The organism is Pedobacter sp. AJM, assembly GCF_002197755.1.
In the GTDB taxonomy this organism is placed as follows: Bacteria; Bacteroidota; Bacteroidia; order Sphingobacteriales; family Sphingobacteriaceae; genus Pedobacter.
In genome coordinates this window covers 931,183-945,154 of the sequence record NZ_NHOT01000003.1, presented here as the reverse complement: position 1 = coordinate 945,154, position 13,972 = coordinate 931,183, and the positions used below count along the sequence as shown (strand labels likewise).

Here is a 13,972-nt window from a genome sequence, read left to right as displayed (position 1 = left end):
AAAACGTTGCAATTCTGGGTTCCCGTAAAAAAGAGCTTTAAGATTCCTATATTTTTGAGGCATAAATCAAAACAATCTCCATAGATTATGAAGATTGGTAAAACTTTAGGGTTTACATAAATTAAAGGATTATTAACGCGAATGAAGATGCGGTGGAATTTGGTCGCTTATTTCGTTCCGGAGACAGCTGGGAGTTTGAAGCGATGGGCCGTGCGCATACCGGAAGCCTGCAAACCTTAGTAGATATGCATACTTAAAATAAAAATTATGTCATTTGATTTAAATAAAAATGAGCCGTTGGCAAAAGCCAGAACTCAATTTGATCTTTCTAAAAACGAAACAGCAGAGACTCCAAAAAACAAAAACTGGACGATTGGTTTGCTTCTGGTATTGCTGATTGGTGGTGGCCTTTGGTATTACCTATCTCTTTCACCAGCAAATTTATCTGAAAGCATGGAAACAGTTAAAAATCCTGGAAAGGCTGCTACTGCAGACGAAAAGCCTTCTGGCAAAGCCTTGGCTGATGAAAATAATGTAGATTCTACCGGTCTGATTGTAAAACCGGAAGAATTAAATATTACGACAGTTGTGCGTCACCAGCATCAGTAGAATATTTTTATAATGCCACGCCATTCCCCCGTTTAATCATTTCCTGATGAAGTACCTTTTGTTGATTGGCGATGACGGTAATAAGTCATTTATATCGTTCGTGTTTTATTGGGGGATTTTATATAGAACTTCTGTTATATCACCATGCATAATGCGGATAACCTTTGTGCTAAATGCTGGTTTTTGAGGGTAAACATTTTGATGAGTAAATGACGTAGAGCTAAAGGCTAATCGATATATTTACGCTACAAAACAAAGGGATTTAGTGTTAAGATTTAACCAGTATTTTTATGAGTGACGATTTTTTCGGTTACCTGTTTAGAAAGCGAAATAGTGATAACCATCTGCCACCTAATGATGTTATTGCGCATTGGGCTATCAAAATTGTCGACTTGTTATATCCCGAGCATAGCATTATCCACTTTGAAAGTGAAACTGATTTAGTGATTTATACCCAGAGCTTAAAATCTGAGTTGTTTAACATCGCATCAGCTGGCCATCCGGAAAATCCTGGTGATGCCAATTTAATAACGGAACTTTTCTTTGCACAGCTTCCGGTGCTTTATCAAACACTCCATACTGATATCTCTGCAATTTATAAAGGTGACCCTGCGGCGGTGAGTGAATTTGAGGTCATCCGCACATACCCGGGATTTTATGCCATTTGCCTTTACCGCATTGCACATGCCTTGCATGTACTGGGGCTCAGGCTGATTCCAAGAATTTTAACTGAACATGCACATTCAAAAACCGGGATCGATATTCATCCGGCGGCAGAAATTGGCGAATACTTTTATATTGATCATGGAACCGGTATTGTGATTGGCGAAACCACCGTTATTGGTGAACATGTAAAATTATACCAGGGCGTAACGCTGGGTGCTATGAGTGTAAAAAAAGTATTTGCCGGCAGCAGCAGGCACCCAAAGGTAGAAGACCGGGTGGTGATTTATTCTGGAGCCACCATCCTGGGTGGAGATACCACCATCGGACATGACAGCATCATTGGCGGAAATGTATGGCTTACGGAAAGTGTGAATCCTTATTCATTGGTTTATCATTCACCAACCATCACCATCAGAAATATAAAAGAAAAGAATTAAACATTATGGCAGGAATTATAGATTTAATCGGGAACACACCCATGGTTGCATTGAGTAAACTCAGCCCTAACCCAAAAGTGAAAATTTATGCCAAGCTGGAAGGAAATAACCCAGGCGGAAGTGTAAAAGACAGGGCTTCTCTAAATATGATTCGCAGTGCAATAGAACGTGGTGAGATTAAGCCAGGAACGAAATTGGTGGAGGCAACCAGTGGAAACACAGGCATCGCACTGGCCATGATTGCCAAATTATATAACCTGGATATTGAGCTGGTGATGCCTGAAAATTCTACCCGCGAGCGTAAAGTAACCATGGAAGCTTTTGGTGCACGGGTGACCTTGCTCGAAAGTATAGAAGCCTGTCGTGATTATGCTGAAGAAAAAGGTGTTTCTAAGGGTTACTTTTTGCTGAACCAGTTTGCAAACCCTGATAATTACCTGGCGCACTATAAAACTACCGCGCCGGAGATGTGGAGAGATACTGAAGGAGAAATTACACATTTTATCAGTTCAATGGGTACAACCGGCACCATCATGGGATGTTCGCGATACCTTAAAGAACAAAACCCATCGGTTCAAATTGTGGGTTGCCAGCCAACAGAAGGTTCATCCATCCCCGGAATCCGCCGTTGGCCGAAAGAATACTTACCCCAAATTTTTGAGCCTGAACGTGTAGATCGTATAATGGATATCAGCCAGGAAGAAGCTGTGGAAATGTCGAGGAGATTAGCCAGGGAAGAAGGTATTTTTGCAGGAATGAGTTCTGGTGGTGCCTGTGCAGCGGCCATTCGTGTAGCTTCGGAATTGGAGTCTGGTGTATTGGTTTTTATTACCTGCGATCGGGGTGATCGATACCTCAGCAGTGACTTATTTGGGTAAGTCGCTTTTTATCCTTTTGCGGCTTAAGTATTTTCTAACGGGCAGATCATACCATACCATGGTAAGATAGGCGAGGCACAATAAGACCATTACCCCCGCAATAATTAACAGCGATAATTCTTTGCCCTGCGGTTTATAGGTGCTGTAATAATGGTTAAACATCCAGATCGCTGAATAATGGGTCATGTATAACGGATAGGAAATTTTGCCCGAAAAATGGCACAATCCTATCAGGCGCTCATGCACTTTAGTGCCCACGCCCAATGCAATGATTAAGGGGAAATAAAATAATACCACCGCTAATTCGGCTAGCCAGCTATAGCTAAAAAAAGGCATCAGGAACGCTAAGCTGAGCAATATGGAAAGGCCAAAAAAGCCTAAATTATTTTTAATTGTCCACTTGAAGCGATAAACCAGCAGGCCCGCGATGAAAGAGTAAAAAATTCGGGCTCCACCATCCCAAAAGTTATCGCCAGCCCATCCGCCCATTAATGAGCCAGCCCGGTAAGCCACTACGCCTAAAAGTATGGCCGCGATAATGGCTAAAATAACCAGGTACTTTCGATGCAGCCTGGCCAGTATAAAAGCATAAAATATATTCGCTACATATTCCCAGAATAACGACCATGATGGCGCGTTTAAACCAAATAAGTTAAAAGCCCTTTCTTCCATCGCCGGAAAAGGAATCAGTAAGGCAGAACTGATAAAAAGCAAAATGATCTTACCTGTACTGAAAATAAAGGGTTGACCGCCAAAGGGATCAAATAAAAAGGCAAATAAACCGAGTACGGAACCAAATAATACCAGCGGGTGAAGCCTGATGATCCGCGATTTAAAAAACTCCAGGATGCCCATTTCTTCTAAACGGTTGTCATAGGCATAGCCAATAACAAAGCCAGATAAACAGAAAAAGAAATCGACAGCCAGGAAACCATGGCCAATAATGTTTTGGGTGAAATCGGTAAAAACGATTTCCATAAAGTGAAAAATAACAATAGCCAGTGCTGCTACGCCCCGCAATCCATCAAGAACCGGAAAATGTTGTCTGCTTTGAAGTATGGGTAAGGTTAAGGATTTCATTTGTAGCTTTAAGGAAATAACTTAATCAGGCTCAATTGCAAGAATAACCAATTGGATGGTTTTATTCAAATCGGGAAGCATATAAAATTTTGATTTCAAAAAAATAAGGCTTCAAATTTGTATTAAAGCCTTATTGCTGGTCATGAACATGCCATCTATTCTAGAGTATATTGACTATAGAAGCATTCTATATTGCTTAAGTAAGAGAAATGGCACCAATTTGTTGCAGCACGCTTAATCCATCAACTAAAGACCAGTGCGCTGTTATTTTCTCGTTGGTAAATTTTAAAATATACACGATATCATATCTCACTTTGATACCTGTAGCCGGTACATTCATGAAAAGGTCTTTGTGCGTACCCTCCAGCGTGAAGTGACAGGTAACTTGATCTGCATCACCTAAAATGTGGTTAAAGCTGATTTTCAGATCAGGGAAAGCCAGTCCGTATATCTGGCTGATATCCCGAAATCCGTCAGCTCCTGTTCTTTGTCCGGGAAATGGATTTTGAATGCTGACATGATGATCCACAAACTGATCAATGGCATCTATATTTTTTTGGTTAAACAATTCATCCAAAAATACTTTACAAATCGCTTTATTTTTTTCTACCTGATTATCCATATTTAATTTTCTTGCTGAAACTTTTAAGTAAAACAGGATAGTTTTATGGTTGTTTCCGGAAATTCAAAATCATGTTAGGTAGCATTAGATGATATTCAAGTTGGCTTTTTAAACAGGCTGAGCAGAACATTCCGGCTCTGCTTAGCTTTTTAAAAACATTCTACTTCCCAGAATCGTTCCCACTGCTGGCCCTGCTTCAATTTTATAATTCCTTCTTTATGGGCAAGTTCCTGGTTATGCGCTACATCATCTGCTACACCACACCAGGGTTCAAGACAAACGAAAGGTGCATCCTTTGCAGCCCAGATGCCAAAGAAGGGGAAATCATCAAAATGAAAATGCAGGCCATAATCGTTTTTGGTGTTTAATAAGCTGATGCAATTGCTTTGCATGGCCTTAAATACCAAAGCATCCTGATAAAAAAGTTCATGTTTTAATTGGAGTTTATGTCCGTTAAGCGCAATGCTTCCGGTTTCTTTCGCAATCAAACCATTGTCCAGTTTCCAATAGGTAAGTTTCTTATCTGCATTAAAAGCCAGGTAATAATCCGTATAATCTGTTTTAGGACTGTTAGGGACAGCAAAAGCCGGGTGTGCACCAAGAGAGAAAAGAAGTTCATCATCACCTGTATTGATTACCTGATAAGTGAGGATTAATTTTCTGTCGATGAGCTGATATTTTAATCTCAGTTCAAAATGAAAAGGGTAAACCTTCAGGCTTTCTTCGCTTTGGGTCAACGTGAATATGGCTTCGGTATCACTGTTTTTCTGCTCATTAAAAATCTGGTCGCGGGCAAAGCCATGGCGGGGTAAATGGTAGGTGTTGTTTTTATAGGTAAAACTGTCGTTTTTTAAAGCGCCAACAATTGGAAATAAAACCGGACTATGTTTACCCCAGTACTGGTCGTCTCCGTTCCAGAGGTATTCCAGTTTGGTTTCTTTACTGTATAAGCGCTGGAGTTCTGCTCCTTTAGCTGCTAAATTTACGTTGAGGTATTCGTTTTCAAGAGTGATCATGGTGTGCTAAAGTAACAAATATGATGCTAAAAAATATCTTTTTTCTAAATTCCAGGTCCGTTTATATCACGACTGGTTACTATAGACTCCAGACTTTTGACTTCAGACTGCATTACCCTTTCTCTTCCCAGATGGAGGCAATGTTGATGATGGTTTGTACGGCCTTCTCCATATCCTGTACACTAACCCATTCCTGTTTACTGTGAAAAGCATGTTCACCGGCAAATATATTCGGGCAGGGTAAACCCATGAAAGATAAGCGTGAACCATCCGTGCCACCACGAATGCTTTGTTTTTTAGCTATAACACCTGCCCGCTCAATGGCTTCAATTCCGAACTGAACAATTTGCGGAAACTGATCCAGCACTTGCTTCATATTTCTGTATTGCGCCTTAATGTCTAAATCAAAAGTGGTATTTGGATACCTGGAGATCACATTTTTTACCGTTGCTTCCAGAAATTGACCATGTGCCGCAAGTTTTTCATCAGTAAAATCTCTGATGATAAAATGTGCTTCAGCCATTTCTACCTGGCCGGAGATGCTTACCGGATGGATAAAGCCTTCTTTCTGATGCGTAGCCTCAGGAGTTAAGGTGTCTTTTGGTAAGGCCGCAATGATATCCGCAAGAATTTTAATGGCACTTTCCATTTTTCCCTTAGCAAAACCAGGATGTGTACTTACCCCATGAATGACCAATGTGGCACCATCGGCAGAAAAGGTCTCATCTTCAATAGAACCCAGTGTTTCTCCATCTATGGTATACCCAAAGTCTGCCCCGAGTTTTTCCACATCCAACTGATCAACGCCACGGCCTATTTCTTCATCAGGCGTAAACAGGATTTTAATGGTGCCATGTTTTACTTCCTGATTTTTCATTAGAAAGCTGGCCGCTTCCATGATTTCGGTTACGCCTGCCTTATTGTCTGCACCCAGCAACGTTGTTCCACTGGCTGTAATGATATCATTACCAATTTGATGTTTTAAGTCCCTGTGCTCAGACATTTTAAGCACAATATGAGGGTCATCTGGTAAAATGATATCATCGCCCTGGTAATTGTGATGGATTATTGGCTTCACACCTTCACCGCTGCAATCCGGAGAGGTATCCATATGAGAACAAAAGAAAATTACAGGCAGTATTTTTTTGGTGTTGGATGGAATTGTTCCATAAACATATCCGTTTTTATCCATTTCTGCATCCGAAATGCCCAATGCTATTAATTCTTCAACCAATAAGGCACCTAAATTCTTCTGCTTTAATGTGGAAGGGCAGGAAGCTGAGTTCGGATCTGATTGTGTATCTATTTTTGCGTAATGTATAAAACGCTGTTGTAAAGATTGGTTTAAATTGATGTATTTGCTCATAATTCAAAGGTAAATGTTATAAATATTCAATAAACATATTATTTTTGTAAAAAAACACCATGATATTCAAGCTCTCCAGGTCTACAGCCCTGACTGTTTTATTTTTCCTGCTGATTAATTATTCCTTTGCGCAATCTAATTATTTTAAATGGTCTGTTGGTTTTGGTGCCGGACCAAACTATTCTAAAACAGATGTATTAAAGGGCAGCTGGGGCCATACAGTATATGGAGAAGTGAATCATTACCTTACTCCTTTTGTATCGCTTGGACTTGAGGGGCAATATGGTTTAGTGCAGGGTGGAGATATTCATACTGATCCGCATAACCGGCAATTTTTAAATGACTATACCAGTCTCAGCGTCAATTTTAAAATGGCACTTGGAGAGTTGATCGACTTTGAAAGAAGCACGCTCCTTGATAATATTAAGGGAATTTACGTTGGCATTGGTGTTGGCGCAATTAAGAATAATATCGCCGATATTGTTCGGCGCAAACCTATGTGGGCTGCTATTGATCCGGGATACGGACCCTTTCCCGGAGAAAATAAAACAACAAACCTCTGGGTGCCTTTAAATTTAGGATATAATTATTATTTCTATGATGGTTACGGTTATGCACGTTTTGCCATCAATCTCAATCTTCAAAGTAATTTCACGTTTGGTGAAGGCTTAGACGGATATGATGATTCATCTGTTAATTTTAAAAATTATTCACCAGATACGTACAATACCTACAGCATAGGGGTTAAGTGCTTCTTCGGAAACACAAGAGTTTATCGTAGAACTTTGTAGGTTTGTTTCACCACATTTTCAGCTTTTTTCCATGAAAAATATTTTTGTGTTTTACCTGCTGTTTTACACGTTATTTGCCCACGCACAAAAAACACCATTTGAACGAAGTCAGAAAACACAAACATCCACTTACCCGGAAGCCCTGGCATATTATAAGCACCTGGCAGATCAGTATCCACAGGCAAAACTTTTCAGCTACGGAAATACCGATTTTGGTCAGCCCTTACAGCTGCTGGTATTGTCAAAAGATCAGGTTTTTGATCCCGTAGACATTAAAAAAAGCAATAAAACGGTTCTCTTGATCAATAATGGCATTCATCCGGGTGAACCAGAAGGAATAGATGCTTCTATGATGCTGAGCAGGGATTTATTAAATGGGAACAAGCTCCCAAAAGATGTGGTTATTTGTATCATTCCACTTTATAATATTGATGGGAGTTTTAATAGAACCTCAACTTCTAGAGCCAACCAGAATGGTCCGTTGGCTTATGGTTTTCGCGGAAATGCGAAGAATCTGGATTTAAACCGTGATTTCATTAAAACAGATTCTAAAAATTCAGCTGCATTTCAACTGATTTTTAATACCTGGAAGCCGGAGGTTTTTGTAGATACCCACACCAGTAACGGAGCCGATTATCAATATGTAATGACCCTGATTCCGACGCAGAAAGATAAGCTGAATACCATTTTGTCGGGATACTTAACCAGTACTTTGGTTCCAGGTTTGTATGGAGCCATGGCCAAACAAGGTTATCCTATGATTCCCTATGTAAATTCAATTGGCGAAACGCCTGAAAGCGGAATTACCGGATTTATAGAATCCCCAAGATATTCTACCGGATATGCTGCACTGCATAATGTAATTGGTTTTATGCCAGAAACACATATGTTAAAATCTTATGATTTGCGTGTTGATGCTACCTATAAATTACTTCAAAGTTATATTGATATCATTCAGCGTGATGCAAAACTTATTCTGGAAAACAAGCAAAGGGCAGATGAGTTTGTAAGCAGGCAACTTGAATTTCCTTTAACCTGGCAGTTGAACAAAAGTGAAGTGAATAATATCACTTTTAAAGGTTTCGAAGCCGGGCAAAAACCAAGTGCAGTTAGTGGCTTTAACCGATTATTCTATGATAGAAGCAAACCTTACACCAAAACTATTCAGGAATGGAATAAGTATGAACCCGCAATTACTGTTCAGAAGCCACTGGCTTACATCATCCCTAAAGCCTGGGACAAAGTGATTGCACTTTTGAAACTGAACGGCGTGGAGATGCAGGAACTTAAAAGCGATGCCAAAGTAGAGGTAGAAAGTTATTACATTGAAGATGTTAAAACGAGTTCAAGGCCTTATGAAGGACATTATTTGCATACGGGAGTGAAAATAAACCCCAGGAAACAAACGCTTCAATACTATGCTGGTGATGTGGTGATATACGTCAATCAAAAAAATAACCGGTATATTGTAGAAACGCTGGAACCGCAGGCTACAGATTCTTTTTTTAACTGGAACTTCTTTGATTCCATTCTGGATATGAAGGAACATTATTCTGCTTATGTTTTTGAAGACACAGCTGAAGCACTTTTAAAAAGCAATCCATTATTAAAGGCTAAATTAGATGAAAAGAAATCTGCCGACACTGCTTTTTCAAAAAACGCTGCTGCCCAGCTTGATTTTGTCTATAAAAATTCTGATTATTACGAAAAAACACACAACCGGTATCCGGTAGCCAGGTTAATGGCAAATGAAAAATTCAATTTAAAATAATCCAAATGGAATACTTAAACATGGCTCCTGTAGCCTCCATCATTTTTGTCTTTACCCTTGTTACCAGCCTTTATGCTTTTTACGATCACAGTTTGTATGGAAAGTTTATGTTACATCCATATAGTGTTTCTAAGGGTCATAAGGTTTTCACTTTGTTAACAAGTGGCTTAATTCATGCCGATTGGATGCACTTGTTTTTTAATATGTTTACCTTTTATGCCTTTGCTTTTACGCTTGAACAAATGATGGGCAGCTGGCAGTTTGGCTTACTTTATTTTTTAGGTTTAGTGCTGAGTGATTTACCTACGGTTTTTAAACATAAAGATGATTTTCATTACAATAGCCTGGGTGCTTCGGGTGCAATTAGTGCGGTGCTTTTTAGTTATATCTTGTATAATCCGATGTCTAAAATTTACATTATGTTTATTCCGATTGGGATACCTGCAGTAATTTTTGGCGGATTGTATCTGGTTTATTGTATGTATGCCTCTAAAAACTCCAGAGATAACATTAACCATGATGCACACTTTTTTGGGGCCTTAACCGGATTGATCTTTACTGTAATTTTTGTGCCCGGCATCATTCAGCATTTTATTGCTGCGCTATCCGGCGGTAGGTAAACAAGGGTTTTCGAAAAAGCTCATGGGATTATTGGGGTCTTTGATAATTTCAAACTGCACATAACCCCAGGGTTTCCAGAAGTTTTCCAGCACTTGGGCATAAACCTTGTGCTGCCAAACATCAAACAAGGGTTTGCTCATGTTTCCGCGTAGTGGCATGGCTTCAAAGTAGGTGGTACCCTCCACCGGCATAATGGTGTATTCCGGCAAACGGTTAAAGAGATAAGCTGAATAATAAAAACGGGCGGTTAATTCTTCAAATTGTTCGGCCGTTAAAGCTTTGTCGCTGATTTCATTAATAATTTCCTGGTGGAAACGTTTGTTCGTGCCGTTATCCTGCAGGCAGGCCACAATGCCAAAATCTTTAAACTTTAGCGAGAAAGTAAGGGTATTGATCTCATCGCGGAAGCTAAAGGGGGTTTCTTTATTTTCAAGTTTTACCACGGTGATTGACCATGGCGTAAAATCTTCAAACGCTATGCTGGTGTATAGGTTTTGCAACATAAAATTGAGGTTGGCAAACTTCATCATCAGTGATTGCGACATATTTAAACCATCTGCAGTCATTTCCTTTCGCAAGGCAGCATGCATTTCGATGTATACAAAACCATATAAAAACTTACCAACCCAGTTGAATATTTCCAGCTCAGTTAAGGTGGAAACGCCGGCATAACCCTTTGCAAAAGCCTGTTCTATTTTATGTTCAAGCGGGATTAAGAATTGCTCATTCACTTCACTATTTGCCGGAATAACCAGTGTATTGTAAGAACGGATACTTTCATCCAAAAATTGAATCTGCTCCTCGCCGGTTAAGCCAGCCTGTGCCAGCAACCATTTTGGAATAAGGGGCAGCTGAATAACAGGTGAGTTGAAAGTGCTGCCACTTAAAAAGCATTTCTTGTATAAAAAATCAAAATGTTGGAAGGGATTGTATAAGCCAGTATTCATCGCTACAATATTAGACATTATATTTTTAGGGCTTATGGAAGATGTTTTATTTTAACGCTGCGATTACGAAGTGATTTGCTAACTATGGAATGGTCTTAACACGCTTTTGTGTAATTTGGAAAAGATGCTGAATCAAGTTTAGGAGGATGTGCGAGAGCATGACTAGTGTAATTCGAGCCATGCTGAGTTATGAAGCATCTGCATATGATGGAAAGCTGACCGGTGATTACAAATAGCCTTAATAATTATTGTAAAAATAACTGATATTCTCCACCAGTTGATTATAAATCGGTTTGGTAAATTCTAAAAATAAGGCTGCAGGTGGTGGTGGAAGAATCTCTTTTCTTCTGGTCATGGCCAATTGGTTTTTATTCAGTGCACGATCATCGCCCTGATAACTTGCCCAACTGTCTCTCCAGACAAAAGTGCCTGGAAATTTTTGCTGTTTAATAATTTTCCGGCTCTGCCAATCTGTAATGGTCATATCCAATAAGCCTGAAGAGGAAATACTTTTTTCAAAAATACTTAAGGTTGCAGTTACCGTTCCGTATACAGGTTTTTTATCTCTCGTTTCGCCAATGATCACACTGTCGCGTTTCAGTTTTTCTACCCTTTCTTTTACATAGGTTTGGCCTACCACAAAATCATCAAAATTTAAACTTAATACCTGATCAGGAACAATTTTTTCATTGGTAGCCTGCTCTTCAGGATAAAAGAGCACAAATTTATTGCGGGCATAACTGCTCATGAACTGATTGATTTGTTGCTGGAAATAATCTCCACTTAGCTGATATGGCCCCCTGTTCACGATGATTGGCTGAACGACCACACGGGTAACTGCCGCCCAATAAGCATCATCCAGTTTCGTTTTAACATCTTTATAACCGGGTTGAAGGTTTTGCACTTTCTCAAATTCGTAATAAGCTTTTTTAGCCGAGAGGCGATTGTTTTCATTCAGGTAACCCATACCAGAATTGTAACGGGCAGCCGCGGCATTATAACGGCTATCGGCAAGTTCTTTTACGTATTTTGCCGGTGCAGGAATAATAACCAAACAAGCAGGGCAGGTATAAATGTCATCTGACAGCTGGTTGATTTTCTGGTAATCATACATTACCGATTCCCATCTGAATAAATCATTGGATAGCTTAGCCTCATTAATTTTCCGGAGGTGATCCTGTAGTGCCAGCTCATAGGCTGTTTTTAATACCTGCATGGCTTCGCTGTTTTTGGGCGAATTTTGTAATCTGCCAACTGCTTTAGCAACTGATGCATCATAATCGCCCTTTTGCAAGGCATTTTTTCCAGTGGTACATCCACCCACAATGATGATGGATAAATAAATAAAATACCGTAATCTTGAAAGGTTTTTCATAAACAGCGCATTGAGTAGTTATTGGATGAATATAATCAAATGTTTATTCATCCTATGATTAGATTTTAATGATAAATTTCCAGTCATATATTAAGAAGACGATTGATCATGAAGATTAGTTACAAGCCTTTTGAATTAGAATTAAAATATCCTTTTTCGATCTCCAAATTTACACGTACCAGCACCCCCATCATGCTGTTGAAAATTAATTATGGTGAAATGGTGGGATATGGAGAAGCATCTATGGTGCCTTATATGGGCGAAAGTGATGAAACGGCACAGGCTTTTCTGAAAAAGGTAGATCTGAGCCAGTTTACACATCCTTTTAATTTTGAGGAGATTATTCATTATCTGGACCAAGTAGCACCTGGTCAGCCAGCTATTAAAGCCGCCATTGATATTGCCTTGAATGATATTAACGGGAAGATTTTAAATAAGCCCTGTTATGAAATATATGGTGCAGATCCATTAAAAATGCCGGTAACTTCTTACACCATCGGGATTGACACGCCCGAGGTCATTCGTGAAAAGTTAAAAGATGCTGCACGGTTTAAAGTCATTAAAGTAAAACTGGGACGGGATAATGACCGGGAAATTATTCAAACCATCAGGAGCATGACAGATGTTCCCCTTTACGTTGATGCCAACCAAGGCTGGACTGACCGGATTAAAGCCATTGATCTGATTTATTGGCTTCATCAACAGGGGGTGGTGTTAATTGAACAGCCTATGGATAAAAATGATCCTGATGGAAATGCCTGGTTAACAGCGCGCAGCCCGATTCCCTTACTTGCAGATGAAGCGGTACAGCGTTTAAGCGATATGGATAAACTGAAGGGAGCTTATCATGGCATCAATGTTAAACTGATGAAAAGTTGTGGGATGTATGAAGGCCATCAAATGATTTTGAAAGCCCGTACTTTCGGAATGAAAGTGTTAATTGGCTGCATGAGTGAAACCAGTTGCGCCACATTGGCCGCCGCTGCCCTGGCACCACTTTGTAACTGGGCAGATTTAGATGGCCCCTGGTTAACCAAAAATAATCCATTTACTGACCCAGATTTTGAAAAGGGAAAGTATACTTTAACGCATATGCCAGGCTTGGGCTTACAGGGGGTTACTTCGGATCTTTTTCTTTAAAAGATTTTCGAATGTCTTTGGTTAACTGATATTTAAAATAAAATAAACAGCAAACTACACCTACTAAAAATCCCGCAGGGAGGTATTTGGCATTATTGTAACACCATACTAAACCAAAAATGGAAAGGATGATGGCCAGATTATAAAATATATTTAGTGCGAATTTTTTACCCACAGTGTAAAGGATTGAATGAGGAAATGATTGAATTTTGAATGAGGAAATGAGTGAATTTTGAATGAAAGAATGATCGAGTTGCCCAGCGATTGCTTCATTCACTCATTCAAAATTCACTCATTATTTTAATATACAGGCATATTTGGATCAAAAGCCTCTTGCCAGGCCAAAATCCCACCTTTTAGGTTATACAAATTTTCATAACCGTATTGCGCTTCCAATTGCATCACTGCGGCTGCACTTCTTTTTCCGCTGCGGCATTGAATAATTACCGGTTTATCTTTCGAAACCTTATCAGCCTCAATTAAAATTCCGCCTAGTGGAATATTTTCACCATCCAGGTTGGAAACTTCATATTCGAATGTTTCACGAACATCGATTAATTGAAAATCTTCTTTATTGTCGATTTTCTCTTTTAGTTCTTGTACCGATATTTCTTTCATTTTGATTTTTGTGTTTATGCAAATATAGGGAATTC

Annotated in this window: 16 protein-coding genes; 8 read left to right on the top strand and 8 right to left on the bottom strand. The window is 39.5% G+C overall.

Going from position 1 to position 13,972, the window contains the following annotated elements; translation table 11 throughout:
- The first annotated feature begins 128 nt into the window (after nucleotides 1-128).
- The 4 genes from CBW18_RS21840 to cysM all read left to right on the top strand — a co-directional run bounded on the left by CBW18_RS21840 (nucleotide 129) and on the right by cysM (nucleotide 2,590).
- Complete coding sequence (locus tag CBW18_RS21840; protein WP_088301111.1) at nucleotides 129-257, top strand: TerD family protein; 129 nt, start codon at nucleotides 129-131, stop codon at nucleotides 255-257.
- Between the two features lie 10 nt (nucleotides 258-267).
- Nucleotides 268-609 (top strand): hypothetical protein, encoded by a 342-nt coding sequence (locus CBW18_RS09850; RefSeq protein ID WP_088301110.1) that lies wholly within the window; start codon nucleotides 268-270, stop codon nucleotides 607-609.
- A gap of 290 nt (nucleotides 610-899) precedes the next feature.
- A complete protein-coding gene (locus CBW18_RS09845; protein ID WP_088301109.1) occupies nucleotides 900-1,712 on the top strand; it encodes a serine acetyltransferase in 813 nt (270 codons plus the stop codon).
- A 5-nt stretch (nucleotides 1,713-1,717) separates the two neighbouring features.
- Entirely contained in the window at nucleotides 1,718-2,590 is an 873-nt protein-coding gene (cysM, locus tag CBW18_RS09840; RefSeq protein WP_088301108.1) for a cysteine synthase CysM, read from the top strand.
- Here the strand turns inward: cysM and CBW18_RS09835 are convergent.
- From CBW18_RS09835 to pepT, 4 genes are all read right to left on the bottom strand, one after another.
- Complete coding sequence (locus CBW18_RS09835) at nucleotides 2,579-3,670, bottom strand: acyltransferase (protein WP_088301107.1); 1,092 nt, start codon at nucleotides 3,668-3,670, stop codon at nucleotides 2,579-2,581. The genes cysM and CBW18_RS09835 overlap by 12 nt on opposite strands.
- Before the next feature lie 196 nt (nucleotides 3,671-3,866).
- Nucleotides 3,867-4,292 carry an ester cyclase gene (locus CBW18_RS09830; protein WP_088301106.1) on the bottom strand — a complete coding sequence of 142 codons (426 nt, stop codon included), beginning with the start codon at nucleotides 4,290-4,292 and terminating at the stop codon, nucleotides 3,867-3,869.
- Nucleotides 4,293-4,441: 149 nt separating this feature from the next.
- Entirely contained in the window at nucleotides 4,442-5,308 is an 867-nt protein-coding gene (locus CBW18_RS09825) for an aldose 1-epimerase family protein (RefSeq protein WP_088301105.1), read from the bottom strand.
- Nucleotides 5,309-5,420: 112 nt separating this feature from the next.
- Nucleotides 5,421-6,674 carry a peptidase T gene (gene pepT / locus CBW18_RS09820; RefSeq protein ID WP_088301104.1) on the bottom strand — a complete coding sequence of 418 codons (1,254 nt, stop codon included), beginning with the start codon at nucleotides 6,672-6,674 and terminating at the stop codon, nucleotides 5,421-5,423.
- A 59-nt stretch (nucleotides 6,675-6,733) separates the two neighbouring features.
- On the opposite strand from pepT, the gene CBW18_RS09815 reads away from it, so the two are divergent.
- The 3 genes from CBW18_RS09815 to CBW18_RS09805 are packed head-to-tail and all read left to right on the top strand — an operon-like array spanning nucleotide 6,734 to nucleotide 9,856.
- Nucleotides 6,734-7,465 (top strand): hypothetical protein, encoded by a 732-nt coding sequence (locus tag CBW18_RS09815; protein ID WP_088301103.1) that lies wholly within the window; start codon nucleotides 6,734-6,736, stop codon nucleotides 7,463-7,465.
- Nucleotides 7,466-7,496: 31 nt separating this feature from the next.
- Nucleotides 7,497-9,236 carry a M14 family metallopeptidase gene (locus CBW18_RS09810; protein ID WP_088301102.1) on the top strand — a complete coding sequence of 580 codons (1,740 nt, stop codon included), beginning with the start codon at nucleotides 7,497-7,499 and terminating at the stop codon, nucleotides 9,234-9,236.
- Nucleotides 9,237-9,241: 5 nt separating this feature from the next.
- The gene (locus tag CBW18_RS09805; RefSeq protein ID WP_088301101.1) at nucleotides 9,242-9,856 is read left to right on the top strand and encodes a rhomboid family intramembrane serine protease; all 615 of its coding nucleotides are present in this window, start codon (nucleotides 9,242-9,244) and stop codon (nucleotides 9,854-9,856) included.
- Here the strand turns inward: CBW18_RS09805 and CBW18_RS09800 are convergent.
- Both CBW18_RS09800 and CBW18_RS09795 read right to left on the bottom strand, forming a co-directional pair.
- Nucleotides 9,839-10,822 (bottom strand): hypothetical protein, encoded by a 984-nt coding sequence (locus tag CBW18_RS09800; RefSeq protein WP_088301100.1) that lies wholly within the window; start codon nucleotides 10,820-10,822, stop codon nucleotides 9,839-9,841. The two genes, CBW18_RS09805 and CBW18_RS09800, sit on opposite strands and share 18 nt — an antisense overlap.
- A gap of 220 nt (nucleotides 10,823-11,042) precedes the next feature.
- The gene (locus CBW18_RS09795; RefSeq protein WP_088301099.1) at nucleotides 11,043-12,179 is read right to left on the bottom strand and encodes a hypothetical protein; all 1,137 of its coding nucleotides are present in this window, start codon (nucleotides 12,177-12,179) and stop codon (nucleotides 11,043-11,045) included.
- A 108-nt stretch (nucleotides 12,180-12,287) separates the two neighbouring features.
- On the opposite strand from CBW18_RS09795, the gene CBW18_RS09790 reads away from it, so the two are divergent.
- Entirely contained in the window at nucleotides 12,288-13,319 is a 1,032-nt protein-coding gene (locus CBW18_RS09790; RefSeq protein ID WP_088301098.1) for a dipeptide epimerase, read from the top strand.
- On the opposite strand, the gene CBW18_RS21660 is transcribed toward CBW18_RS09790, so the two are convergent.
- Together CBW18_RS21660 and CBW18_RS09780 are read right to left on the bottom strand one after the other, a co-directional pair.
- Nucleotides 13,297-13,494, bottom strand: coding sequence for a DUF6358 family protein (locus CBW18_RS21660; RefSeq protein WP_029281176.1), 198 nt, complete (start codon nucleotides 13,492-13,494; stop codon nucleotides 13,297-13,299). The two genes, CBW18_RS09790 and CBW18_RS21660, sit on opposite strands and share 23 nt — an antisense overlap.
- 125 nt (nucleotides 13,495-13,619) lie before the next feature.
- Entirely contained in the window at nucleotides 13,620-13,937 is a 318-nt protein-coding gene (locus tag CBW18_RS09780; protein ID WP_088301097.1) for a rhodanese-like domain-containing protein, read from the bottom strand.
- Nucleotides 13,938-13,972: the final 35 nt, after the last annotated feature.

Excerpts from the sequence above, each read along its gene's own strand:
- CBW18_RS09850 (WP_088301110.1), top strand. The coding sequence starts at position 268 with ATGTCATTTGATTTAAATAAAAATGAGCCGTTGGCAAAAGCCAGAACT.
- CBW18_RS09845 (WP_088301109.1), top strand. The coding sequence starts at position 900 with ATGAGTGACGATTTTTTCGGTTACCTGTTTAGAAAGCGAAATAGTGAT.
- cysM (WP_088301108.1), top strand. The coding sequence starts at position 1,718 with ATGGCAGGAATTATAGATTTAATCGGGAACACACCCATGGTTGCATTG.
- CBW18_RS09835 (WP_088301107.1), bottom strand. The coding sequence starts at position 3,670 with ATGAAATCCTTAACCTTACCCATACTTCAAAGCAGACAACATTTTCCG.
- CBW18_RS09830 (WP_088301106.1), bottom strand. The coding sequence starts at position 4,292 with ATGGATAATCAGGTAGAAAAAAATAAAGCGATTTGTAAAGTATTTTTG.
- CBW18_RS09825 (WP_088301105.1), bottom strand. The coding sequence starts at position 5,308 with ATGATCACTCTTGAAAACGAATACCTCAACGTAAATTTAGCAGCTAAA.
- pepT (WP_088301104.1), bottom strand. The coding sequence starts at position 6,674 with ATGAGCAAATACATCAATTTAAACCAATCTTTACAACAGCGTTTTATA.
- CBW18_RS09815 (WP_088301103.1), top strand. The coding sequence starts at position 6,734 with ATGATATTCAAGCTCTCCAGGTCTACAGCCCTGACTGTTTTATTTTTC.
- CBW18_RS09810 (WP_088301102.1), top strand. The coding sequence starts at position 7,497 with ATGAAAAATATTTTTGTGTTTTACCTGCTGTTTTACACGTTATTTGCC.
- CBW18_RS09805 (WP_088301101.1), top strand. The coding sequence starts at position 9,242 with ATGGAATACTTAAACATGGCTCCTGTAGCCTCCATCATTTTTGTCTTT.
- CBW18_RS09800 (WP_088301100.1), bottom strand. The coding sequence starts at position 10,822 with ATGTCTAATATTGTAGCGATGAATACTGGCTTATACAATCCCTTCCAA.
- CBW18_RS09795 (WP_088301099.1), bottom strand. The coding sequence starts at position 12,179 with ATGAAAAACCTTTCAAGATTACGGTATTTTATTTATTTATCCATCATC.
- CBW18_RS09790 (WP_088301098.1), top strand. The coding sequence starts at position 12,288 with ATGAAGATTAGTTACAAGCCTTTTGAATTAGAATTAAAATATCCTTTT.
- CBW18_RS09780 (WP_088301097.1), bottom strand. The coding sequence starts at position 13,937 with ATGAAAGAAATATCGGTACAAGAACTAAAAGAGAAAATCGACAATAAA.